Here is a 24,846-nt window from a genome sequence, read left to right as displayed (position 1 = left end):
TGCCCCCTACTCTGCTTTTTGTGCTGGCTGCTTGCCAAGAATGATCATCGACAAAAGATCGTCATCAGTGACGTCTGCGATATTGACCGTCCCAACCAGCTTCCCGTTCTTCATGACCGAGGCGCGGTCACACAGTTCCATTACGGCATGCACGTCGTGATCGATCAGGAAGATCCCGATGCCCTGCGCCTTAAGCTGGTGGATCAAATCCGCCACCATCTGCGTTTCATGCGGACCCAGCGCCGCTGTCGGCTCGTCCATAATCAGAATACGGGCGTTGAAGTAGACGGCCCGAGCAATCGCCACAGACTGTCTTTGCCCACCCGACAAGGCGGAGACCGGATCATTGAACTTCTGAAAGTTCGGGTTGAGCTGGGCCATGATCTTTCGGCACTCAGCCTCCATGGCCGCGTCGTTGACCAAACCAAAAGGCGTCGTCATCTCGCGCCCCAGGAACAGGTTCGATGTCGCGTCCAGATTGTCGGCCAAGGCGAGCGTCTGGTAGATGGTTTCGATATTGTTCGCCCGGGCGTCGCGGGGATTGCCGATCTCGACCGGCTTGCCATCGATAAGTATCTCGCCGTGATCCATCTGATAGGCCCCCGACAGCACCTTGATCAGAGTGGACTTCCCGGCCCCATTGTGGCCAAGCAGGCCAACGACTTCACCCGGATAGAGATCGACCGAGACATGGTCGACGGCCTTGATCCCGCCAAAGGAAATCGAGATGTCGCGCATCTCGACCAATGGCGGCGCGCCCGATCCGCGACCGGAGTTGGTGGGGGTTTTCTGAGTATCCTGAGCTTGCATCACTTGGCCCCCAATCGCTTGCGGTAGACGATGTCGATGTAGACAGCCAGCACAAGAACGCTGCCGACAACGATGTTCTGAAACGGCGCGTCCACGCCAACCATTGCCATACCCGATTGAAGCGCCTGCATGATCAATGCGCCAAGGATCGCGCCGTAAATGGTGCCGATGCCACCCGACAGCGCAGTTCCTCCGATAACTGCAGCGGCAATAACCCTCAGTTCATCCAGCGTGCCAATATCGTTCGAATGGTTCGCCAGACGCGCCGAGGCAACCACGGCGGACACGGCGCACAGGAACCCCATCAGTGCAAATATCTTCACGGTAAGCAGCCGTGTATTGATACCCGAAAGCTCTGCCGCATCCGGGTTACCGCCGGTGGCAAAGATGTATCGGCCGAACCGGGTTTTCCGCGCAACTATCGTCAGGGTAACCGCCACGATGATCAAAATGAGAACGGAAATCGGTATGCCGTATCCGACGACCAGCCCCTCGGGCATCGTCTCACCGCGCGCTTCGAACAAGCGTTGTAGCCGGCGCGTTGGAATGGCGTAGCTGTTTACGATGTAAACGTATCCAAGGATGGCGATTGCAATTATTCCGGCCAGAGTGGCCTCGGCCCAAACAGGTTTTACCGGAAAACCGTGTGACGCTTTTGCGCGGCGGCCACTCCACAAAGCCCAGATGGCGATCGCAGACGCGAACAGCCCAAAAAGCCAGCTTGTCGTTGTTCCCAAAGTTCCGTTGGTCCCGCCAAACATCAGGAACGTACTATCCAGAGGCCCAATCGTCTGGCCGCTGGTCAAATACCACGCCACGTTTCGCCAAACCAGAAACCCGCCAAGCGTGACGATGAAAGCCGGTATCGTCAGATAACCAACCATCCAGCCATGAAACGCACCAATCAGCGTGCCGACAAACAGCCCGACGACAATGGTGATCGCCCAGGTTGCAGGATTGTTCAAACCCATCCCAAGGACTTGCGGCAAAAGCTCGGTTTGCGTCATTGCCATCACGGCCGAGGTTGTTGCAAGCAGCGCTCCAACCGACAGGTCGATGTGTCGCGTGACAATGATGAACACCATCCCGCACGCCATGATGGCGACCGAAACCGTCTGGATGGACAGGTTGAACAGGTTCCGAGGCGTCAGGAAACGCCCGTCAGTAAAGATGTTGAACCCGATGCAAAGGATGACAAACGCGCCGATCATTCCCAAAAGCCGCATATCCAGTTCCAGTTGCTGGAACAGGTTGGGTTTCGCTTTTTCAGGTACCGGCTGAGACGAAGTTTCGGTCATTTCCGATCTTTCATATTCAGCAATGGTCCCCGGCCCAGACAGGGCCAGGGACTTTGAAGTTTAGTTGCAGGGAGCAGGTCCGTTTTCAACGCCCTGGCACAGATCTTCCAATGGGATCCACCCAGCGTCCACGACAACGGACAGGTTGTCCTTGGTGATCGGAACGGGCGCGAGGAAGACCGAGTTCATCTCGGTGCCACCGGGCGATGTCCAGCTAACTGCGCCTTCGACATCAGCGGGGCTTGTCCCACCGCTCAGCGCGACGGCGATTTCGCCAGCGGCCTTTCCGAGTTCACGAGCGTCCTTCCAAACCGAAACGGTCTGCGTGCCCAGCGCGACGCGGTTCAACGCTGCGTGATCGCCGTCCTGGCCGGACACGGGAATGCCTTCCATGCCCTGCGCGGTCAGAGCTGCAACAACACCACCTGCAGTACCGTCATTCGATGCAACGACCGCATCGACGTTATTTTCATTTGCAGTCAGGATTTGCTCCATGTTCCGCTGCGCGTTCGCGGGCAGCCAACCATCCGTATAGGCTTCGCCAACGATTACGATGTCACCGCTGTCGACGGCTGCCCCGATAATCTCTTGCTGTCCACCGCGGAGGAAGTCCGCGTTCGGGTCAGTCGGAGAGCCCTTGATCATCACATAATTGCCCTTGGGCATGGCCTCAAAAACAGCGCGCGCCTGCATTCTACCGACTTCCACGTTGTCAAAGGTCAGATAAAATGCGCGATCGTCCTCAATCAGGCGATCATAAGCAATGACCGGAATACCTTCGTCTGCCGCAGCCTGAACAGCCGGCCCGATGGCCTGCGCGTCCTGCGCCAGGATGATAAGCGCGTCCACGCCTTGGGCGATCAGACTTTCAATGTCCGATAGCTGCTTTGCTGAGGACGATTGCGCGTCTGCCGAAATGTACTCGGCACCGCCTGCTTCAAGCGCCGATTTGATTGCCGCCTCATCCGTTTTCCAACGCTCTTCCTGAAAGTTCGACCAGCTTACGCCGACCACTGGCTCTGCGAATGCGGTCGAAGCCAACAAAGTGGCCGCAGCCGAAATGCTGAGAATTCTTTTCATGATTTCCTCCCATTTGCCGAGCCATCGCATTTCGATTCGCGGCTCTCACAAATTTGAATACCATATTTATTTCAGTCGGTAAAATATTTACTCTACAAGAGGCACTCAAATTCAAATAGATTGGGCCAACAGCAAGATTCGCGAGGACAAGATGCTGAAAAGCAAAGCCTCTCCGGTTTCTTTGGAACAAAGAAATACGACCCGCCTGCGGGTACTGGAGCACATCAGAGCAAAGGGATCCGTCTCGCGGATCGATATTGCTTCCGCCTTGCAAACCAGCCCTGCGACCGTCACCGCAGCCACGGCTGATCTCATCTCAGCCGGGCTGGTGAAGGAGACTGAAAGCCAGGCACAGTCCAAGTCGGGGAAAAGAGGCAGACCCAGAGTATTGCTGCAATTGGACGGCCAGATGCACCTTGTGGCCGGTCTAAAAGTGGCTCGGCAAGTGATCTCAGTTATCTTGGTCGACTTTGAAGGTAACGAAGTCGCATCCCATAAATATGCTCTGGATCACGCCAGAATGTCGCCGCAAGAATTTGTATCGGCGATCCGCGAAGCACTTGAAGAAACCTGCAATCAGATCGACCAATCCGTCGCTCATTTGGCAGGTGTATCCATCGGGGTGGCTGGACTGGTCGATGCAAACAGGAATTTTGTCCACTGGTCTTCTTCGATTACTGAGAGAAATATTGATTTCAGCCACTTGCTTTCAAATGAGCTGCCCTGCCCTGCATTCGTTGACAACGACGCCAATCTTGTCGCCAAGGCCGAACAGCTTTTTGGCTTGGGCAAGGGTTTAAAGAACTTCCTCGTCGTTACGATCGAACACGGTGTTGGCCTCGGTATCGTTCTGGATGGCAAACTTTACCGTGGAGAGCGAGGCTGCGGCGCTGAATTCGGGCACACCAAAGTTCGACTTGACGGGGCCCTTTGCCAATGCGGCCAACGCGGGTGTCTAGAAGCCTACGTAGGCGATTATGCCCTGATCCGTGAGATGACAGTCACAGGTCATACCAACGGCATGGACTCTGTTTCCGACATACATGACCGCGCCAACTCGGGTGATGACCGAGCATCGTCGGTGCTTGCCCGCGCAGGTCAGATGTTTGGCCTCGGGATTTCCAACCTGATCAATTTGTATGACCCAGAGTGCATTATCGTCTCGGGGGCACAAATGAGCTTTGAGCATTTGTGTTCCAGCGAAGTAATGACCCGCATTCGAAACGGCGTTGTGAATGTCGACGCACCTTTGCCCCAGATTAAAGTTCATCACTGGGGTGACATGATGTGGGCCAAGGGGGCTGCAGCCTATGGAATTGAACAAATCTCGATTCTTAAGGTCAAGGAGCTGACGGCAAATGCGTCCTGAGCTTGCGATACTTGTGGCATTTGCCAATGTCGCGAATGCGGACACTGTTATTCCCCAGTTTACAAATGTGGATGTGCCAAAACATGTCTATGATGGCGGTTGGGAGCATTTTGTCGGCGGCGGAGTGGCAGTTTTCGATTGCAATGGGGACACCTTTCCAGAGCTGTTTTTGGCTGGCGGATCCAACCGATCTCAACTGTTCATAAACACCTCGAGAGATCAGATATCTTTTCGGATAGAAACGCCTGAGGATCTTTCGCTGACCGGTGTGACCGGCGCGTACCCACTTGACGTTGATAGTGATGGCATAATGGATCTGGCGATTTTGCGTGTTGGCCCAGACCTGCTTCTTCAGGGCCATCCCGGCTGCCAATTCAGCCCTTTCGATCAACTCGGTTTTCGATCAGGGGATCACTGGACCACAGGTTTCTCAGCAACATGGGAAAACGGGCAAACTTTACCAACGTTGGCGTTTGGCACCTATGTTGATCGCTTTGATCCCGAAGGCCCTTTTGAATCCTGCGGACCAACCCTTTTGTACCGCCCGGAAGATGGCTCGTACCATGAGCCGCTGCGCCTTGAACCCGGCTATTGCTCGCTTTCGATTTTGTTTTCGGACTGGGCTAGAACTGGCCGAGCTGATCTACGTGTCAGCAACGACCGGCACTACTATGTGCGCGGCGGCCACGAGCAGTTATGGGCTATGGAGCCTGAGCCGCGACAATACTCGGAAGACGAAGGCTGGCTGCCTTTTTCGATCTGGGGAATGGGGATCGCCTCTCGGGACCTTACAGGGGACGGATTTCCCGAAGTTTATCTGACCTCGATGGGTGATCAGAAACTCCAGATTTTTGATCCAGTACCGAACGGCCCAACATGGCGTGATGCAACTTACGAAAAGGGAACGACCGCTCATAGACCACATATCGGCGAAGACGGAAGGCCATCCACCGGGTGGCACGCACAATTTGGCGACGTCAATAACGACGGCAGGGACGACATATTCGCGGCCAAAGGCAATGTAGAGCAAATGCCCGATGCCGCTCTGAACGATCCCAACAACCTGCTATTGCAGAACTTCGATGGTCAGTTCCTTGAAGCTGCGGCAGATGCTGGCGTTGCGTCGATGGCGAAATCTCGCGGTGCGGCGCTCGCAGACCTAAACAACGACGGTCGGCTGGATCTTGTGGTCGTCAACCGAGGTTCAGATCTCGAAGTCAGCCAGAACACTTCGCTGAGTGGCAATTGGCTGCTGCTGGATATCAATCAAGGTCAAGCTAACCGTGCAGCCGTCGGTGGATTTGTTGAAATCAAAACCTCGCATGGTGTTCAGACACGAGAACTGACAATTGGCGGTGGACATGCCGGTGGGATCGCTGGCTTTCATCATTTTGGTCTTGGTAGCGATAACCAGGTTCAGGTTCGCGTGATCTGGCCGGATGGATCGGCCAGCGAGTGGCAGAAACACCTCTCTAAACAAATTGTTCGAATCCAACGCTGACTATTGATCCACCGGCAGTCCGCTAGGGACTTGATCCGGCACACCTAGCCGCTCTGCCGGGTCTTCAAGGCTTGCCAAAAAGCTGAGAAGAGTTTCGATTTCCTGATCCGTCAGGTTTACTTTCGACAAGCTGTTGCTTTGGGCAATTGCGTTTAAGTGCTGGCCGTCTGACATTGCCTTATGATCTTCGGAGCCCGGGAAGGCTGGCAATGCAGCCATCTCAATCGAGTAATTTCGCAAAGACATTACCGGGTCCAAATGATGCCGCACGATGTCCTCAAGTTCGGCATAAGCTCCGTTGTGTCCGTACGGGGCTGTCAGCGTCACGTTGCGCAAAGATGGCGTGCGGAAAGCAAACGCACCTTCGTCGTAACCGGTCACGCGAAGACGCCCGTCGTCCCTGACATGGATTTCAAACCGCGCCGCCTTTCCCGGACCAATTTGCGGCAGTGCGATCGAATGAAACTTGTGATCAGTCTGGAACCAGCCCGAGTGGCAGTTGCTGCAACCGGCCTTTCCATAGAACAAGCCCATACCTATCTCGGCCTCTTGCGACAACTTGGCCTCACCTCGCATTGCGCGATCGAACGGGCTGTTGTCCGCACGCCACTCGAATGCGATAAAGTCCGCGATTACGTTAGCAATTGCCGTGAACGTAATCTCATCATCCGGCGCTATATCCTCAAACCGCTGCTCGTACTCCGGAATGGCCGCAACACGTTCTGCAATCAGATCCCACGCACCGCCTTGCTGCGTTAAAAATCCAAGACGGACCGCCTTGCTCACGTCATTCTCGGAGTAATGACCCGCCATTTCGTCCGCCGACAAAACCGGGAACATGGCTTGTGCGGCCAGCGCGGACTTGAAGCCGGACCGCATATGAGTACCCAAGGGGGTTCTGATTCCGTCAGGTTGCGTTGAGTCTGATTCGAGCCGTCCATCATGGAAAAAAGTCGTGAACTCAGTGGCTCCGAGGTTCCAAAGCCCAGGCGAGTTTCGAGGAATACGTTGCTCCGGAGTGTTCTCTGGGTCCAGCGTTCGCTCTGGACCCAGCCCAACCCCCCCTTCCCCTATGCCAAGGGAAAGACCGTCTGACGTACCAAGCTTGGGATGATGGCAGGTGGCGCAGCTGATATTTCTGTTGCCAGACAAAATCGGGTCATAGAACAGCAACCGCCCCAGCTCGACACTTGCCAAGTCGGGTTCGATGAACTCCGGCAAAGGGCCAAGCGATTGGGCACGCGCACCACCCACCGCTGAGATTGTTAAGCCGAAAACCAAGAATAGCGAACCTGCTCTCATGTCATTCCTCAGACACCTCTAAGGTAAGTTCCTGCCGATACGGGTTCTCCGGAGTAAAAATTATAGAGGGAAACGACGAGATATTCGGTGCGTTTGGATAACCCGATGGCTCAATGCACACACCACGCGAAGCGCAAAGCGGTTCCGTCCCCTTGTAGCCCGAATACACCTGCGCTCCGGGTTGGTCAGAGTAGACTGTCAACGCAAGCCCAGAAGGTGAAGTGAGTTCCGCCACCGGAACTTTTGGGCTGCGATCATGATCAAAGCAAAAATAGTGATCGATTCCTTCGGGAACACTTCCAATCGTTTTGGGCGTTGAAAAATCCAACCCGTTTTCGTCGGTCGCAAGCACCCTGCCCGACGGGATACCCTGATCGTCGATTTCCAGATACCGATTTGAAGCGAGTTTCAGATTGTGCCGGTCCACGCCATCGGCAGCACCCAAAGTGTAATAGTTATGTTGCGCAATGCTTATTGGCGTCGGCCGGCCGGGCTGTGCAGCCATTGAATAGACCAAGCGCGGACCCTGTATGCAGATCCTGACCTCGAACCTGATTTCCTCTGGAAAGCCGCTCTCCCCGTCGCGAGAAACGTAGCTCAACAAGACCTCATTCCGTGCAATCTGTTCGAGGTCCCAGAACTGGCTAGACAGGCCATCGTCGCCGCCATGTAATGTGTTTTTGCCCTCGTTGGCGGTCAGTTCAAAACTAACACCTTCCAAGCCAAACGTTGCGCCGCTGATCCGGTTGGCAACGCGCCCGACGATTGCGCCCAGGTAACGCGTATCGGTGAGATACTCACTTGGGTCCTTGAACCCAAGGATGAGCGGCACGTCCTTGTACCACCAACCCTGCGTGATCGCCCCATAGTTCAAAACCGAAACACGCATATCCCCATCGGTGAGAATAGCGGTTTCAATTCCAGAGGCTTTATCCTTTTCTGGATTCATCTTACTGCCAACGGCGCAAGCGCCTGATAGAATTGCTTGTATCTCCGGTATTCGTTTTCGTAGGCGTCAATCAGATCGCCGCGTGGTTCGATGCGTTCCTGAATTTCCGGCGGTGTCATGACTTGCGCTGGTTCAGCGCCGTTTGCAGCACATATCGCGAGTCGCGCAGCGCCCAAAGCGGCACCGAATTCGCTGCCTTTTGGCAAATCCAGTGGAACTTGCAAAACAGTAGCCAGGGTTTCCAGCCAGAACCGAGATCGTGCACCTCCCCCTACCGCCATAAGGCTATTTGGCTGGGTTCCTGTGCTCTTCAGTGCTTCCAGGCAATCTCTCATTCCAAAAGAAACACCCTCCATTACAGACTGGGTCAGCTCAGCTGGTTCCGACGAAACATCCACACCCAAAAACGCACCTCGGATATGGCTATCGTTATGCGGTGTCCGTTCTCCTGACAGATATGGCAGGAACGTGATCACAGAAGGTCCATTCAGTTTTTCGGGCATAGCTGAGGCGAGATTTTCCACGGGTTCACCCAGATTGCGAGCAAGCCAGTTCATGCTGTTCGTTGCTGAAAGCATGACGCCCATTTGTATCCACCGATCGGGGACTGCGTGGCAAAAACAGTGTACGGCAGTTTCCGGATCAGGAGCATAGGCTTCCCGCGCAACAAGCAACACGCCGGATGTTCCGAGTGAGACAAAACCGGTGCCGTCGTTGATGCTCCCGATCCCGCAAGCTGCGGCAGCATTGTCGCCAGCACCGCCAGCCACAACAACCGGATTCGACAGCCCCCACTCCCGCCTCAAACGGGCCTTCAACGCTCCACCCGGCTCACTGCCTTCGACCAAGCGCGGCATCTGGTCGACACGCATGTGACCCATGGCGAGCGCCTTTTCTGACCACTGCCGCGCATCAACGCCAAGCCAGGATGTACCTGCGCTGTCTGACATGTCTGAGACATAATCACCAGTCAGCCAAAACCGCAAATAGTCTTTCGGCAGCAACACCTTGTCTACCTTTGAAAACACATCCAGCTCATGCGTACGCACCCACTCCAGTTTCGGCGCAGTAAACCCCGGGAATACAATATTTCCCGATATGGTGCGCATCTCTGGTGTTTGATCCAGTCTCCTCGCCTCATCGGCTGACCGCGTATCGTTCCAAAGAATACAGGGCCTCAGCACTTCGCCACCGCGATCCAGAAGCGTCGCGCCGTGCATGTGTCCGCTTAGGCCAATGCCACGCAATCTTGAGACCGCTTGCGCGTTAATTTCGCGGAGCTTGCTGACAACCTCTTCGCAAGCGTTGATCCAATCCAAGGGGTTCTGCTCGGACCAACCGGGTTTGGGCGACGAGGTCGCAATGTTGACTTCGGCATCACCGACAACAAGACCGGCGTCATCCACCAGAATTCCTCTGAGACCCGACGTCCCCAAATCCAACCCAAGATACATTCGGCACGATCCCACGATTTATTTTAGCAGATAAAATTTATAGAAACAGAGATCTTGTCAAGGTGCTGTCAAAGGAATCCTCTCCCACCGCACTTTGGCCGCGAGGCTGATTTTCTCGCCTGCACTCCAAGTTTCCCGCAAGTCATGAGCGGTTTGCGATACTGTGTTAAACCGAGCTTGAAGCTCATTCAGCTCCATATCCGTATATATCATGTAGTTTATTGCCATAATAACCTTCCAACGTTGCTTTCGGACGCGCAATTATGGTGATTTTCATCCCATCGACGGGCCAATCCTCGAACTGCCTGCTAAGTGCTTCTTCATCGACATCTCTGTCTTGCAGGCCGATGGCGACATTGTTTGCCCAGCTTCGACTTTTTCTTTGCCGCATCCCAAATGTTTCGAACCCATTCGGTTTACGGCGCATAGTGATCATAGATTACATCATTGCTTAGGTTGCCTGGGTTCTTTTGGCCTGCGGTTGATGGGTTTTGAAAACGTCAAAACCAGTTTGGCGCAAAACTTCTGCGGGCTCATCGGATGGGCTCAAGTTAGAAACGCGCTATCGCAGCAAGAACACTCATTGGAAGCCGTTTGTGAAAGTCGGACCTTAAAACAGGAAATCCATTTTTTCACAGCTGCAACCTAGGGCATCCCAAAAGCCATGTTCTTGGTTCAGCTGACGTTTCCCTTAACTAGCAACACATTTTAATAAAATGTCTGTCCAACCTCACTTTGGTGCTTCGCCAAAGTAGCCTCCAAAAAAACCGATCATCGCCAACAACACACCAACCAGTATCGCAATCACTAGAAGAGCTCCGCTACCTCTGGCGAAAAATCCCAACGAGATTAGGCCAACGACGAAGATGCCAACTAAAAAGTACAGTATTGTATTGTCCATCTTATCCCCCGAAATAACCCGCCAGGCTACAGAACGTCCTGCTTCACAAATGCAACAATCGATCCAAGGGCCGTTTGAAAGGCGACGTCAAACGACCGCCGGTGATTGTCGAATGCCATGCACCGTGGCGAACAGGACCGGAACCAGTATCATTGTGAGCATCGTGCCCGCGGTCAATCCACCCATGATCGTGACGGCAAGACCCACCCAGAATACGTCTGGCAGCAGCGGTATTACGCCCAGAACAGTAGTTGCCGCTGCCAGCACGACGGGACGAAGCCTGGAAGCGCCGGCATTCAATACCGCGTCGTAACCCGGTTGACCTTCGGCCAGGTTGTCGTTGATCTGATCAATCAGAACGATCGCATTTTTGATCATCATACCCGTCAGGCTCATGCCTCCGAGCAATGCGACGAAGCCAAACGGGGTATTCGTGAGAAGCAGGCTTGGAACAATACCTATCAGCACAAACGCTACAGTTAGGAAAATGACCAACGGTCTGCGGTATGAGTTAAATAGTCCGACCACGATAAGTGCCATGATCGAAAACGCGGGTATCATCCCCGGAATCAAGGACGCTTGCGCAGACACAGTGTCCTCGTACTCTCCACCCCTTTCATGCTGTAGCCCGGCGGCAAGTCAGCCTCCAAAGCATCGAAATCAGCGAGAACTGCGACGCGATAGCTTGGCAGAGTTACACTATCGATTGGATTGGCTTGGACGGTCAGAACCCGGCGCCGGTCGCGGCGATTGATCGTGGGGTCTTCTGGCCGGACATTCACGCCGCGAACAACCCGTGCCAATGGGACAGGCTCAACAGAAAATGGTGACTGCAGTTGCAGCAGTTCAAAGTTGTCCACGGCAGCTACATCATCTGCTCCGGGCCGGACTATGATCAGCAGAAACTCGTCGCCTTCGCGGTAGAGGCCAACCGAACGCCCGTCGAAGGCACGCTTGGTAGTATTCCCAAGATCTTCGTAGGTAATACCCGTCCACCGCGCTCGGTCCTGATCATAGTCAGGAACGGTTACCAGGAGTCGGTTGCGCCAATCGGTACGCGCCACCTTCGTCCATTGATGTTGATCCAGTATCGCAACTGCTCTGTCGCCAATTTCGCGCAAAGTTTCGGGATCGGCATCCGCGGGGCCGATAATACGATTTTCAAAAGCCCAAGTATTGCTGGGGCCCACACCGAATTGACGCGTGAAGGATGTTGCTTCGGGCATATTCGCCGATATCCAAAGCGAGATCTCTTTGGTCATCTCAGGAATGTCGCGGTAATCCTCGACGTTCACAATGACTTGCGCGTAGGACGGGTTTGTTCCTTCGGGGTCGACAGGCAAGTAAAAACGCGGTGGTCCAGCCCCGATGAAGCTGGCGATACCCGTCACGCGATCATCCATCTCCACCCGCTCTTCGATCCGGGTGATCGTCTCGGATACGGCTTCGATCCGGGTTTCCTCAGGCGCGTAATAGTCGATCATGTACTTGGTCATCGACGAGGTCGGGAAGAACAACTGTGTGACGGAACCAAAGCCAACCTCGGCAATGACCAGAGCACCAGTGGCCACTCCGGTAGTCAGATAGCTAGCGCGGATCGCGGCGGCCAGAAAACGGCGGTAAACGGCAAAAAAACCGGTGTCGAATGTCTCACTGGCCCCGCCCTTTGGCTCCGGCAGCATGGCAACGCACTGCAATGGCGTGACCGTCATCGACAGCAGCCAACTGACCAGCAGTGCAATTCCGACAACTGAAAAGAGCGTCCGACAATATTCTCCTGCGCTCTCTACCGATGCAAAAATGGGGTAAAAGGCCATAATCGCGACGAATGTTGCCCCTAGCAGAGACATAGCAGGGCGCGTGGCGGCATCGATTGCGGCTTTCGCGCGATCCATTCCCTGCGACATCCGCACCATCGCGCCATCTGAGACAATGATCGAATTGTCGACCATCATGCCTAGCGCAATGATCAACGCGCCCAAAGACATCCGCTGAAGATCAATGCCCAGTGCCGCCAAAGGTATGAAAGTAGTTAGGATCGTCAGGATCAATCCGCTGCCGATGATGATCCCCATGCGAACACCCATCGCCAGAGTCAGAACGACCAGCACAATCGCTACAGCCTGTCCGAGGCTGATCAAGAAACTGCTGACGGCCAGATTCACGTCGTCAGATTGCCAATGGACCCGTTCAACCTCGATGCCCACGGGCAGGCCTGCAATCAGTTCATTTACTCTCGCGTCTACGGCTTCCCCAACGCTGAAAACGTTGACACCAGACTGGAAAGATATCGCCAACCCAATAGACGGGGGTCCGTTATAGCGCATCATGGTCGTTGGTGGATCGGCATAGCCCTCCTTGACCTCAACGATTTCTCCTAATCGCAGAAGCTCGGGCCCCCGAAGTTGCCCACTTTGAGCCTGATCTAGGCTACTAGGACGAACGACCAAATCTGCGATATCAGACGGGCTAGTAAATGTACCGCTTGGCGCAATGCGCATGCGGTCGTCACCGATATTCACTCGCCCCGCATCCACAATTGCATTCTGCGTCTGCAGGGTATTGAGGACGGTTTGAGCCGAAACACCCAATGCAGACAAGGTTTCTTCCCGTGTTTCCATATGGATGACCCTGTCGCGTGTGCCCCAAAGATCGACGCGGCCGACGCCATCGATCAACGAGAGCTCTCGTTTGAAGTCTTCTGCGAAATCATCGAGCTCCCGCGCCGAGAACCCATCAGACGTAATAGCCAGCAGCAGACCAAAGACATCTCCGAAATCATCGTTGATCGCGGGACGAACTGCACCTGGGGGCAGGTCGGTTTCCACGTCTCTGATTTTGGGACGGAGCGTGTCGCAGATTTGTGGCAGTTGGTCCGACCAATAGTTTGGGCGAATTTCGACTTTAATGGTCGACACACCCGCCCTGCTATCGCTCGAGATGTAGTCGATCTCCTTAATCTCCTGGAGTTTCAGCTCGATCCGTTCCGTGACCTCCTGCTCAACTTCCTCAGGGCTGGCACCAGGATATAGGGTGGTCACGACTGCAATCTTGATGGTGAACTCGGGGGCTTCCGGCTGCCCAAGGCTGAAGAACGCAGAAACTCCGCCCAATGTGAGCATGATAACCGTGAACCAAACGAATTTGGCATTGCGGATGGAGAATGCCGCTAGACCTATTACCCCGTACCCTCAGGAAGTAGCGAAACCTTCTGACCCTCTCGCAAAGAGTTCGCTCCTGCGGTGACGATCACTTCGCCAAATTTCAGACCATCGCTGACGGCCACCCCTTGGGACCGGGGTGTGCCAAGCGAAACTTTCCGCGCGGTTATGGTTTCTGTGCCGGTATCAAACACCCAGACATGAGGATCGGCTTCCCCTTCCGGCACGAAAACCGCGCTGGCAGGAACCGTGATCGCATCAAATGGCTCGTGTCCTTACTTTGGCTGGCCGCGGGCGCGTCCTGCCATACCCGGAAGAACAAGTGCGTCTTCCGGTTGTTCCATAATCAACGTGACAGGGAAGGTCCGGGTTGTTGCCGAAGCCTCTGATCCAATCTCACTGATTTCCGCCGATAGAACCACATCCCCCAAAGCGTCAAAAGTAACGGTTATATCCTCAATATGCGGGACCAGGGCGATGTATCGTTCGGGAATATCAATCACCACTTCGATATGCACGGCATCCAGAATGCGCAGCACCGGAGTCTGTGCTGCGACTTCTTCGAAATCTTCAATGTACTTCGCGACCACTCGGCCATCGAACGGTGCCGCCAAGCTTGTATAGGTCAAATCCAGAGTGGCCCGGTCCAGATCATCTTGGACAGAATTGATTGCCGCCTGAGCTGATGTTTCACCCGCGACAAATCGGTCGAGTGTCGCCTGAGCAGCAACATCTTTTCCAACCAAGGATCGCTGCCGATCTGTTTGCAATTTGGCGTTTTCGAACGTCGTCTGCGCGCTCTCAAGCTCGGCAATAAGCCGATCGACTTCAGCCTGGTACAGGGCCGGTTCCAGGGCCGCGATAACTGCACCTTTCGTTACAAGGTCACCAACCTGAACGTCCACACCAACAACATTGCCCGGCACGCGAAAGGCCAACGAAACTTCGCGCGGCTCTGGCAGTCCCGACAAAGTAACGGTCATACAAACTGGATAGGTCAGAAATCTCGGTCGCTCTGACGGGCCGAATAATAGTCTCGGTCGCTTCTTCTTCCTTCTCCCAGCAGCCCGTAAGCAACACGAAGGCCAAAATCTAAACAGATAATCTTATCATTTCCCCCTCCCGTGCGGCCCGCGATCATCTCGTCGTCTCTGTGAAGGTGGCCTGAATAGCAAATTTGACGCTAAAAGCTGTTTGAATTGTATGCGTTTATAAAACAAAGTCAGAAAACGGAATTTGTTATGGGGGCGCAGGTGAAAAGAGCCCTGACCTCACCTTGTCAAATCTCCATTGTTTTAGATTTACTAGACAACTTCGCAGGATGAGGGAACCTCGGGACCAGTGTTTTTTGGCAGGAATGCGCGCCGTCGTTTGAATTGGTGTTGCGGCGGCGGACTAGAAGCCCGCAGAACAGACTTGAGCTTAAGCGCAACTAAGGTCGTATTCCCGCCCGTTGCGCGAACCGGACATCTCTGGTTCCCTAGTGGGGCGTGTAGGTCAAGCTCGTTTTCCCTTATTGCAGGGGATCATTGTCGCTCATCCGGATCATGCTCTCTTCGCGGTCTGGGTGATACCGGATCGGCGATCGCTGCACGCATGCCCGGATTTGTTGTGGAAAACCTCGCAGTGAGATGCGCTTGGCGGCGCAGCGGGCACTTTCGGCTGCATTTACCGAACTTGCTGTCATCCGCCCATTTGCGGTGTAGCAAAACGGCCAGTTTGCGTGCAATGGCAGTGACCTCGCGGAGCTGGCCCTTGGTGCGCATCAACCGCGTCCCCAATGATATAGTCTGCGATCTGGCCATGGTTTTCATCACCAAAGCTTTGGCAGTAGCATAGTTTGTCGCCCTCACGTCTCGACCCTCGGTTTTAGACAGCCATAGCCCTTGAGCATTCTGTTGATAGCCGTAATACGAAGAGATGTTGGCTTCACTTTTTTCGATCACAACCTTTCTCGGCAGTCCATTTGCCTCCAACCATCTATTTTCCGTAGGCTTGTATCGACGCAGTGAAATTAAGGTTTAAGGGTCTCGCCGTATTTGGCGACGGCTCGATAACAGTAAACACTCAACATCTGGATCGGCTGGCAGCGCGGGGCACCTTGGTTGAGGGCAGTCTTATGGTGCATTTGACCAAGCGTCAGGGTTGATCATATGGATTGGTGCGCCCTCTGCATAAGCATTCACTTGATCAAAGATATCGGCGAATTGCAGGTCGAACTCGTCCTCGGTCACAAAACCAATGTGCGGGGTGGCGATCAGGTTCGGATGTGACAGCAACGGATCGTTCGGATCGGTCAGCGGCTCGGTGTCGAACACGTCAATCGCCGCCTTTCCGGGATAACCATTTTTGAGCGCATCGAGCAATGCCCCCGGCACGATAAGCCCTGCACGGGATGTGTTCACAAACAGTGCACCCGGCTGCATTCGTGCGAAATCAGACGCCGTGATGATTCCACGCGTGCCCGGCTTCAAACGCACATGAATCGAGACGACATCACTTTCGGCGAAGAACGCCTCGCGGCTGGGCGCAATCCGTTCGCCATCCGCGAGTGCTCGCTTCCGCCCCTCATCCGAGGCCCACCAAACCACATTCACCCCGAAAGCCTTGGCATAGTCTGCAACGGCGCGCGCGATGCGGCCGTAGCCATAAAGCCCCAGTTGACGACCTCGCAGAGTCTTGCCGACTCCAGCCTGCCACCGTCCTGCCTTGACCGATGCCATTTGCGACGGCAAATCGCGCATTCCGGCCATGATCAGTGCCCAAGTCAGCTCGGCTGCGGCATACGAGGGAGTTCCCCCGTGCATGTTCGAGCAGAGCAAAACGTTTTGATCCGTACAAGCCTGTACGTCGACGTGAGGATAAACGCTACGTTGGCTGATCAGTTTAAGATTGGGCAACTTCTCGAGCAACTCACGCGTTACTTTGGTGCGCTCACGAAACAGGACAACTGCCTTGGCATCCCGTAATCTCGAAGCCAACTCTTCGGTGTCTTCAATATGATCTGTCCAGACCGTCACGTCGTGTTCAGCAAGCTTGGCAAAGCAAGGTAAACCGCGCAGCGTGTCGAACCAATCATCCAGGATGTGAACCTTCATCTGCTTTCAATACTCCGCCCGGCGGTGAGATTTCTTGGCGTTGGAATAAAACTTGGAGCTTCAAGTGCCGCCAACGCGTTGCGAACACGTTCGCTTTGATCAAGCAAGTGGTTGAACTGCTCGTCGCACCCAGCAATCGGTGTCGGGTATTCCCCCATATCTCGCCGCAGTGCCGCTTGCGCCAGCTTGAGTTCCTGTAGGGCAATGTCGAGGCATTCCGTGTAGTCATCCATGGCGAAAACTCCATTCAGTATACCATAGTATACCAATTTGAGTGCGCCCGATCAACTCCCATCCCACACGCTTTGGGGCACGAAAATATGGCCATCGGCCAGTTTGCGAGCCGTACGTACCAACCCAGCGGCGCCAAGTGAAAACCCATCTTCGTTCGAAAAATCAACCAATACACCGATTTTTCCTGAGGCGTGTTCGAGTATGACCTCTGCAGGACTGGCAGTCGCGCGCTCAAGCAGTCCGTCTGCCACAGTTCCCGGCGTCAGCGCGCACGACGCCATGCACTGCGCCCCCGTAACTGCCATCGTTGGATGCGTCTTCCACGGCATGAAGTACCGGACGGCAATGGTGCCACCATCTTTGGACGGGGCAAATAACCCAAATTTCGGCGTTACTGACTGCGATACATCCCCCATTCCCATCAATTGGCCGGCTTCGATCCGAATAGACTCCATCCGATCAAAGAACTTTCGATTTGCATCCAACTCTTCAGCAGTTTCATACCCCGTCAGGCCAAAATCTGTGGCGCGGGCAATGGCCATGGGCATTGCGACGTCCATGCAGGTCAACTCAATCCCCTGAACTGTGGTGCGCAGACTTCCCGTGGGCAGAAAGGCACCGGTAGAGGAGCCGACGACCCCCATGAAACTCAATTGCACCGGTGCTGAGTGTCCCGGAACACCGGCAATTTCAGCGTCACCGTCATAGGTCAGTTCACCGCCCGGGGTTTGCACTTTGGCGACCACTTGTGCCCCGGTGTTAACGGCACGAATACGGATCACGGTCTGATCATCTTTCGGCTTAATCATACCCATTTCGATTGCCGCAGGGCCGACGCCAGACAGGATGTTCCCGCAGGTCGGCTTGAAATCCACCAGCTTTTCCTCAACCGAGACCTGGGCAAAGAAATAGTCGATGTCTGCCCATTCATCGTCGCTGACCGACAGCATTGCCACCTTGGTTGTGACCGCCGCGCCGCCACCAATCCCGTCGATATTCAGCGCGTGACCGGCACCTACAGCAGCGATCAAGACCTCGGCCAGCGTATCCAGATCCTCAGGAAGGTCCGATCTTCGGAAATAGGGTCCACGCGAGGTGCCACCTCGCATAAAAAAATATGGGATTGCGGTTTGGCTCATCTCGCAGTCTCCTCGACAAGTTTTGTGAGAACTTCGGTGAACTCGCTGGTGCCCAGCGCACCGTGAAGATCGCGCGTTCGCGTTTCGGGCAATGCCAATGCTGTGCACACGGATGCGCGGATCAGATCGGCTGCAGCGATTTCCCCGAGATGTCGCAGCAGCATTTCAGTGGACAAAATCAGCGAGACCGGATTAGCCATGTCTTTCCCGGCGATGTCCGGGGCAGAGCCGTGCTGTGCTTGTGCCACTGCGTGGCGGACACCGAAATTCAAGGACCCGGCAAGCCCCAGACCCCCAGCCAGTTCCGAGGCGAGATCACTCAAAATATCGCCGAACATGTTGGTTGTGATCAGGACGTCGAACCGGGAAGGGTCGCGAACCAGATGAGCCGCCGCAGCATCTACGAGCATTTCGTCGTAGGTGACATCGGCGAATTCGTCGGCCATGACCCTGGTGCAATCGAGGAACAAGCCATCCGTCATGCGCATGACGTTCGCCTTGTGAATGACAGTCACATGCTTGGAGGGGCGCGACGCGGCCAGTTCAAACCCAGCTCGTGCGATATCCATGCTGGCCGAGCGCGTGACCTTCCTGAAAGCCAGCGCCACATCGGGTTCCGGCATGAACTCACCGCCACCGGCGAACATGTTGCGGTCGGCGTAGAACCCTTCGAGGTTTTCGCGCATCACGATCAAATCGAAGGCTTTGCGGGACGGTGCATCCAACCCCGGCCACGTTCTGGCCGGGCGATGATTGGCAAAAAGCTCCAGCTCCTTACGCAGAACGCCCGAGGGATTGCGCCCGCCCTGATCAACCGGCGGATAGCTGTTGTGGGAAACCGGCCCCAATATGACCCCGTCAACGGCCTTAGCGGCTTCGACGACAGCCTGCGGAATTGTCGACCCTTCGGCCTCCAACGCTGCAAAGCCAATCATCTTCCGCTCGATCCTGACCTCTCGATTCAGAGCTGGACTGGCGGCTTGCAGAACCGCCAGCGTTGCGGTCATGATTTCCGGCCCGATGCCATCCCCATCGAGGCACAGTAGGGTCAATGTATCGCTCATTTCAGCGGCCACGGCAGGCTGACCATGTCCTGAAGCAGACCCGGTGGGAAATCCCGGTTTAGAGCACCCGCCATGACGCACATGAAGCCGATACCGCAGGCTGTTAGGATCAGGGTCATCTGCCAGCTTGACCCGGCCCGAATGCGGAAGAAGGCGATCAGGAATCCGATCAGGGCGAGAATGAAGCCCACAACCCATGTGGCCGCGATCAAACCCGCAAACCACGCCAGCGTCGACCAAAGCCCATGCGGAGCGCTCGCATCTTCACCGGCAATTTCCTTGTCGGCAAAAATCGCATCCCCCTCAGGGCGTCGCATCATCTGGATCAACAGGATTACGCAGCAGAACAAAGACACACTGCCGATCACCAATGGGATGATCTTGTCGGTCATGTTGTAGTCGGGGATCATGTTGGCGTTGACCAATGCCACGATCAGGTAGGCCATGATCACCAGCAGGAAGACCAACGGCGCACGCTTGCTGCCGGATTGGACCTCACCCTCAGCCATGATCATCTTGGCCTGCCGAATGCCCAGAATGACCGAAACTACGGTGACCACGATCAGGACGATCACGATGGGGCTGAAGACATACTCCATCCCTTCGCCAAAGCTCTTGCGGAAACGGAAAGAGGCGATCTGAAACGCCTGGTTGGTAAACTTTTCAACCGGGTTGGACAGAACGAACCCAATCAGGAAGGCAGGGCGCGACCAGTCGAAACGGCGCAGGAAGATGCCAATCAGGCCAATGACGAACAGGGCCAGAAGGTCTTCGAAATTCTGACCAGACTGGAAGGCCGCAAAGCTGATCAGCATGAACAGGAACGGCGCCAGATAGGTGAAGCGGATCGTGGTCAGCTTGGCGATGCCGCCCGAGGCCGCGATACACAGGATGGTCCCCACGACGTTGGCAAGCGCCAGCAGCCAGACAATAGAATAAGTGATGTCGAGGTTGTCTTTGAGCATGCTTGGCCCGACCTCAATGTCGCCAGACCCCAACAGAGCCACAGCACCGATGAAAATCGCCATCGAGCCAGAGCCGGGGATGCCGAACAGCAGCGTTGGCACTAGTCCCCCACCCTCTTTGGCGTTGTTCGAGCTTTCCGGTCCGATAACCCCGCGCACTTCGCCCTTGCCAAAGTTGCTTTTGTCCTTGGTGGATTGAACCGAATGACCGTAGGCGATCCAGTCGACCACCGACCCTCCGAGACCAGGAATGACGCCAACAACCACGCCAATGATCGAACAACGGACCGACAGCCAGATATTAGCGAACCAGTCTTTGACTCCGTCCAGCCACCCGGCACCCAGCGAGGCGCCCTTGGCAATCGACCGGTCCTGCCGCAGCAGCGAGACGATTTCGGGCACCGCAAAGATGCCCAAGCCAACGATAACCAGCTTCAGGCCGTCCGTCAGATAGGGAATGTCATAGGTCGCCATACGCAGCGACCCGCCAGCGTCCGCCTCGCCAATCGTACCGACCATCAGGCCCAGCCCAGCGGCTGCAACGCCCTTCAGCGGGATGCGTCCGGCGAGGATGGCAACCATCGAAAGACCGAGGATGGTGATCATCAACATCTCGGGCAGGCCAAAGGCCAGAACGATCGGTCGCGCGGCAAGAATGAACATTGTCAGAAAGGTTGCTCCGACCAAACCGCCAAACAGGGATGACGCAAAGGCGGCCGACAACGCCCGCGCGGCTTCACCCTTTTTCGCCATCGGGAAGCCATCCAGCACGGTCGCCTGCGAGGCAGAGCTACCGGGGATCCCCATCAGCACCGAGGCGAAGGTGTCAGAGGTCGGAACAACGGCGACCATCCCGATCATCAGCGCCAGTCCAAGGATGGGGTCCATGCCAAACATGAAAGGCAGCAGAAGGGACAGCCCGGCGATGCCGCCAAGTCCCGGAAAGACACCAACGGCCAAACCCATGACGACGCCGAGAATAAGATATCCCAGAACGATGGGTTGCAGGATCAGACCCCACGCGTCACTGAGCGCAGGAACAGCTGTGGCGAAAACCTCCATAGCGGCCGCCTTTCATAAATTGTCTTGTGTGCAGAAAAGCGCGCGCCCTTCGTTGGGCGCGCGACAACGTGTCGGCTTAGTTCAGCTCGACGCCATAGGCTTCTTTCAGCCAGTTCAGGACATATTGTTTGGCATTGTCATCTACATTGGTCGCTGTTTGCAGCGCAGCTTTTGAGCCGTCGCCGACGAACACCGGATACTTGCCTACTCGTTTGGAAGAAATGTCTGCAAAGTCACCACGCTCTGTTACAGCTTGGAACGCTGCGGTGTAGGCATCGACGACCTCTTGTGGCGTGTCACCGGGCAGGAAGGCCAGCTTCTGAACCGGGAAACCTGCGACAAAGAACGCTTTCCAAGCATCCCAAGCCTCACCGCTGGTTTCACAACCGTCGGTGGCCTCACAGACCTCTTTGAAGGTTGGGATATCGGGGAAAGTTGGATCGCGCACGATGTTGCCATCTGCATCCAGAGCACCCCATGTCATCATCGGCACGGCCTGACCGGCCTCTACCAGCGGGGCCGACCCGCCCAAGTAACCCGAGGAGGTCTGATAATCGATGTTGGCCTCACCGCGCTCGAACATCAAACGACCGTCGCCACGACCTTTGATGCCAAAAACCGGCTCGACGTTCATGCCCAGCATCTGCCACGCCAGCAGCGGTACAAGGTCAAGACGCGTTGCACCCTGCGACCCGTAGATGAAGTTGGTGTCTTTCAGTGCATTTGCCGACCCATCAAACTTTGCTCCGTCCTCGGCGTTCAAATAGGCGACACCACCGGTTCCCGACGCCATGACCGGGATCCAGTCATTGTATTCATAGCGAACACGCGGATCGCTCAGCAGATACGGGAACTGGGTCGAACCTGATGTGCCGAACAGCAGCGTGCCATCATCATGGCTTTGCTCCTGGAACCAGTTGGCGCCTTTGGTCGAACCTGCGCCCGGCATGAATTTCACGACCACGGTCGGCTGACCCGGCAGTGCTTCGGACAGGAGTGGCGCAAAGAAATTGGCCCATTTGGCTGAGCCACCCGTTTCTGAGAACGGGATAACCCATTCGATGGTCTTGCCCGAGAAATCGACCTCAGCTGCGGCAGGTGCGGCGATACCGGCGGCGGCGATCAGCCCCACGACGGCGCGACGGGTGAAGTTGGAAATGGCCATTGGTTCCTCCCTGTTGACCAGACAACCACGTCAGCGCGTCTCACGCCACAGTGATTGCAAATAGAACTGTGGGGTTGATTCCCCCTCCCATCTGGCAATCATGGAGCGTCAACCTTGCGTGAAACTTGCAGGAGATCAGATGCGGATCGTCATCGTCGAGGATAATGAGCCCCTTGCCAACGCTATTGCCTATCGGCTGCGCGATCGGGGCCATGCCGCAGATGTGCTGACAGATGGCGACGCCGCCGATCTGTATCTTGAGCAGGAAGGCGCGGACCTGATCGTTCTGGATATCAACCTGCCTGGCCGATCAGGGCTCGAGATTTTGCGGTCGCTGCGCAACAGGGGGGACAGCGCACCCGTCATCCTGCTGACCGCGCGCAGTGAAACCAGTGATCGCGTGTCGGGTCTGGACATGGGTGCCGACGACTATCTGGTGAAGCCCTTCGAGATGGACGAGCTAGAGGCCCGCATCCGTGCCCTGTCGCGCCGCAAGCAACTGGATTATGGATCGCGCGAAACCATCGGCGACTTGGAGTTTGACCGTACCGCCCGGCAAGTCAGCGCAAATGGACAGGTGCTTGACGTCCCGCGACGGGAGTTGGCGGTGCTGGAATGCCTGCTGGAACGGCGCGGCAGGATCGTCCCCAAAAGTCAGCTGACCGACTACGTCTACGGCGTGGGAGCCGATGTCGAGGATTCAGCCGTCGAACCTCATGTGTCACGACTGCGCAAGAGACTTCAGGATTTGGGCATCAGGATCAAAACAGCCCGGGGCCTTGGATATCTCCTTGAGGTGGACACGTGATCCACCTTAGTTCGCTTCGGCTCAGGCTGTTTGTTCTGATCCTGACGCCACTCGTTTTTCTTGCGGTGCTACTTGGGCTGTGGCGTTTCACGGTAGCCCAGAAGACAGCGCAGGAGCTTTTTGACGACAGCCTGTTGTCTGCGGGTCTCGCGATTTCCCGCGATGTCGCCATCTCGGGCGGTGATGCATTGTTACCGTCGACGCGAAACATGATCCGTGAGGCATCTGGGGGCGAAATCTTCTATCATGTCACCGGCCCTGGTGGCATTTATGTGACCGGATATGCCTATCCCCCAGCTCTGGCAGGCCTGGACCAACAAGACCCGTTTACGCCGCACTTCTTCCAAGCTGTTTATCGCAACGAGCAGGTTCGCGTGCTCAAGATGACGGAACGGGTGATCATCGAAAACCTTGAAGGGGACGCAACCGTCACAGTTTGGCAGCGCATGGCCGACCGTAATGCATTTGCTAACCAACTATCGATCCGCGCTGCCATCCTAATGGGCATCTTGCTGGCCACACTCGCAGTTGTCGTCTGGTTCGGGGTGGAACGCGGTCTGAGGCCGCTGCTGGATTTGCAGGATGCGATCGATCTCCGCTCTCCCGACGATCTGAGCGAAATCAGGCGGCCTGTACCTTCAGAGGCGCAAGGAATTGTCAAAACCCTTAATCGGCTATTCCGGCAAGTGGAACGCAGCATAAACGCGCACCAGACGTTTATATCCGAAGCTGCACATCAACTCCGCAATCCGGCTGCCGCCGTACAGTCTATGGCCGAAGCCCTTCGGGATGCAAAATCTGACGGTGACAGGGACAAACGCATTGCTGAATTGGTGATCGCGGCAAAGGGTTCTGCGGCCGTGGCGGAACAATTGCTCTCGCTTGAACGTCTACGCCATCCAACGCATCTGGACCAGATTGAAGAGTTCGACTTTCGTGAAGTCGTCGAGGAAGCCTGCACTGAAATTGGCGTTCACTTCCTTGCAAATGGTATCGAGTTTGAGGTCACGATGCCGAATGCGAAAGTTCCCGTTTCCGGGGACAAGCGTTTCCTAAGCGAGGCAATCAAAAACCTTCTCGACAATTCGCTGAAGCATGGTGGAAAAGAACTGAGCTGTGTTTCGGTTACAGTTTTGCCAAAGGATGCCAGCGTCACTTTGACGGTGACGGATGACGGTAAGGGGCTTTCCCCAGAGCACAGCGAAACAGCGTTCGGACGATTTTCTCAACTGGAACCGTCCGAAGGAAGTGGGTTGGGGTTGTCAATCGTCTCCGCTGTTGCACAACGCCACGGAGGTCACGTCTCAATCAACCAAGTCGAAAAAGGTGCGAGTCTTACGCTTGAGCTGCCAGTGATTCAGTAGGTCATGATTGCCCTGCGCAATACAGAATAACGACTTTGCCCTCAGAGCTTCTATGCAAGTGCAGCTAACGCACGCTTTCTACCTAAAGAAAAGTTGCTCTGGAGATACCAATTGTGGCGACC

The 24,846-nt window shown here is 55.4% G+C and carries 20 protein-coding genes and 1 pseudogene; 4 read left to right on the top strand and 17 right to left on the bottom strand.

What is annotated here, in order from left to right:
* Positions 1-6 precede the first annotated feature (6 nt).
* Genes ACR0AA_RS22430 through xylF form a run of 3 tightly spaced genes read right to left on the bottom strand, consistent with a single transcriptional unit; the run spans position 7 to position 3,188 of the window.
* Positions 7-810, bottom strand: a complete 804-nt coding sequence (locus ACR0AA_RS22430) for an ATP-binding cassette domain-containing protein (protein ID WP_480666110.1) — start codon at positions 808-810, stop codon at positions 7-9.
* Entirely contained in the window at positions 810-2,108 is a 1,299-nt protein-coding gene (locus tag ACR0AA_RS22425) for a sugar ABC transporter permease (RefSeq protein ID WP_480757541.1), read from the bottom strand. The genes ACR0AA_RS22430 and ACR0AA_RS22425 overlap by 1 nt, the downstream gene beginning before the upstream one ends.
* A gap of 60 nt (positions 2,109-2,168) precedes the next feature.
* Positions 2,169-3,188, bottom strand: a complete 1,020-nt coding sequence (xylF, locus tag ACR0AA_RS22420) for a D-xylose ABC transporter substrate-binding protein (RefSeq protein WP_480666108.1) — start codon at positions 3,186-3,188, stop codon at positions 2,169-2,171.
* Between the two features lie 151 nt (positions 3,189-3,339).
* Between xylF and ACR0AA_RS22415 the strand changes: the two genes are divergently transcribed.
* Positions 3,340-4,557: an ROK family protein gene (locus ACR0AA_RS22415; RefSeq protein ID WP_480757538.1), complete on the top strand. Its 1,218-nt coding sequence runs from the start codon at positions 3,340-3,342 to the stop codon at positions 4,555-4,557.
* On the top strand, positions 4,547-6,058 hold the full coding sequence (locus ACR0AA_RS22410) for a CRTAC1 family protein (RefSeq protein WP_480757535.1): 1,512 nt from the start codon (positions 4,547-4,549) through the stop codon (positions 6,056-6,058). Before ACR0AA_RS22415 ends, ACR0AA_RS22410 begins: the two co-directional genes overlap by 11 nt.
* Here the strand turns inward: ACR0AA_RS22410 and ACR0AA_RS22405 are convergent, their stop codons facing one another.
* The 14 genes and pseudogenes from ACR0AA_RS22405 to ACR0AA_RS22340 all read right to left on the bottom strand — a co-directional run bounded on the left by ACR0AA_RS22405 (position 6,059) and on the right by ACR0AA_RS22340 (position 22,552).
* Positions 6,059-7,360: a cytochrome-c peroxidase gene (locus ACR0AA_RS22405; protein ID WP_480757533.1), complete on the bottom strand. Its 1,302-nt coding sequence runs from the start codon at positions 7,358-7,360 to the stop codon at positions 6,059-6,061. It abuts the gene before it with no gap.
* Between the two features lies 1 nt (position 7,361).
* The gene (locus ACR0AA_RS22400; protein WP_480666104.1) at positions 7,362-8,309 is read right to left on the bottom strand and encodes an aldose epimerase family protein; all 948 of its coding nucleotides are present in this window, start codon (positions 8,307-8,309) and stop codon (positions 7,362-7,364) included.
* Positions 8,306-9,763: a xylulokinase gene (gene xylB, locus ACR0AA_RS22395; RefSeq protein ID WP_480757530.1), complete on the bottom strand. Its 1,458-nt coding sequence runs from the start codon at positions 9,761-9,763 to the stop codon at positions 8,306-8,308. Before xylB ends, ACR0AA_RS22400 begins: the two co-directional genes overlap by 4 nt.
* A gap of 184 nt (positions 9,764-9,947) precedes the next feature.
* On the bottom strand, positions 9,948-10,199 hold the full coding sequence (locus ACR0AA_RS22390; protein ID WP_480666102.1) for a hypothetical protein: 252 nt from the start codon (positions 10,197-10,199) through the stop codon (positions 9,948-9,950).
* A gap of 552 nt (positions 10,200-10,751) precedes the next feature.
* A pseudogene (locus ACR0AA_RS22385) lies at positions 10,752-13,786 on the bottom strand (efflux RND transporter permease subunit).
* A gap of 56 nt (positions 13,787-13,842) precedes the next feature.
* Positions 13,843-14,079 (bottom strand): hypothetical protein, encoded by a 237-nt coding sequence (locus tag ACR0AA_RS22380; RefSeq protein ID WP_480666127.1) that lies wholly within the window; start codon positions 14,077-14,079, stop codon positions 13,843-13,845.
* Positions 14,080-14,100: 21 nt separating this feature from the next.
* Positions 14,101-14,808 (bottom strand): efflux RND transporter periplasmic adaptor subunit, encoded by a 708-nt coding sequence (locus ACR0AA_RS22375; RefSeq protein ID WP_480666101.1) that lies wholly within the window; start codon positions 14,806-14,808, stop codon positions 14,101-14,103.
* A gap of 543 nt (positions 14,809-15,351) precedes the next feature.
* Positions 15,352-15,771 (bottom strand): hypothetical protein, encoded by a 420-nt coding sequence (locus ACR0AA_RS22370; protein ID WP_480666100.1) that lies wholly within the window; start codon positions 15,769-15,771, stop codon positions 15,352-15,354.
* 171 nt (positions 15,772-15,942) lie between these two features.
* The gene (locus ACR0AA_RS22365) at positions 15,943-16,923 is read right to left on the bottom strand and encodes a D-2-hydroxyacid dehydrogenase family protein (protein ID WP_480666099.1); all 981 of its coding nucleotides are present in this window, start codon (positions 16,921-16,923) and stop codon (positions 15,943-15,945) included.
* Positions 16,920-17,156, bottom strand: coding sequence for a hypothetical protein (locus tag ACR0AA_RS22360; protein ID WP_480666098.1), 237 nt, complete (start codon positions 17,154-17,156; stop codon positions 16,920-16,922). The genes ACR0AA_RS22365 and ACR0AA_RS22360 overlap by 4 nt, the downstream gene beginning before the upstream one ends.
* Before the next feature lie 51 nt (positions 17,157-17,207).
* Positions 17,208-18,296, bottom strand: a complete 1,089-nt coding sequence (locus tag ACR0AA_RS22355; RefSeq protein ID WP_480666097.1) for a 4-oxalomesaconate tautomerase — start codon at positions 18,294-18,296, stop codon at positions 17,208-17,210.
* Positions 18,293-19,360 (bottom strand): isocitrate/isopropylmalate dehydrogenase family protein, encoded by a 1,068-nt coding sequence (locus tag ACR0AA_RS22350; RefSeq protein WP_480757524.1) that lies wholly within the window; start codon positions 19,358-19,360, stop codon positions 18,293-18,295. Before ACR0AA_RS22350 ends, ACR0AA_RS22355 begins: the two co-directional genes overlap by 4 nt.
* Positions 19,357-21,387: a tripartite tricarboxylate transporter permease gene (locus ACR0AA_RS22345; protein WP_480757522.1), complete on the bottom strand. Its 2,031-nt coding sequence runs from the start codon at positions 21,385-21,387 to the stop codon at positions 19,357-19,359. The genes ACR0AA_RS22350 and ACR0AA_RS22345 overlap by 4 nt, the downstream gene beginning before the upstream one ends.
* A 76-nt stretch (positions 21,388-21,463) precedes the next feature.
* Complete coding sequence (locus tag ACR0AA_RS22340) at positions 21,464-22,552, bottom strand: tricarboxylate transporter (RefSeq protein WP_480666094.1); 1,089 nt, start codon at positions 22,550-22,552, stop codon at positions 21,464-21,466.
* A gap of 139 nt (positions 22,553-22,691) precedes the next feature.
* On the opposite strand from ACR0AA_RS22340, the gene ACR0AA_RS22335 reads away from it, so the two are divergent.
* Positions 22,692-23,360, top strand: a complete 669-nt coding sequence (locus ACR0AA_RS22335; RefSeq protein ID WP_480666093.1) for a response regulator transcription factor — start codon at positions 22,692-22,694, stop codon at positions 23,358-23,360.
* Positions 23,357-24,724, top strand: coding sequence for a sensor histidine kinase (locus ACR0AA_RS22330; protein WP_480757516.1), 1,368 nt, complete (start codon positions 23,357-23,359; stop codon positions 24,722-24,724). Before ACR0AA_RS22335 ends, ACR0AA_RS22330 begins: the two co-directional genes overlap by 4 nt.
* Positions 24,725-24,846 lie beyond the last annotated feature (122 nt).

The sequence above is a fragment of the Ruegeria sp. CE8 genome (genome assembly GCF_056537465.1).
Note: the sequence above shows the minus strand (reverse complement) of the source record. Positions and strands in the feature narration are given on the sequence as shown.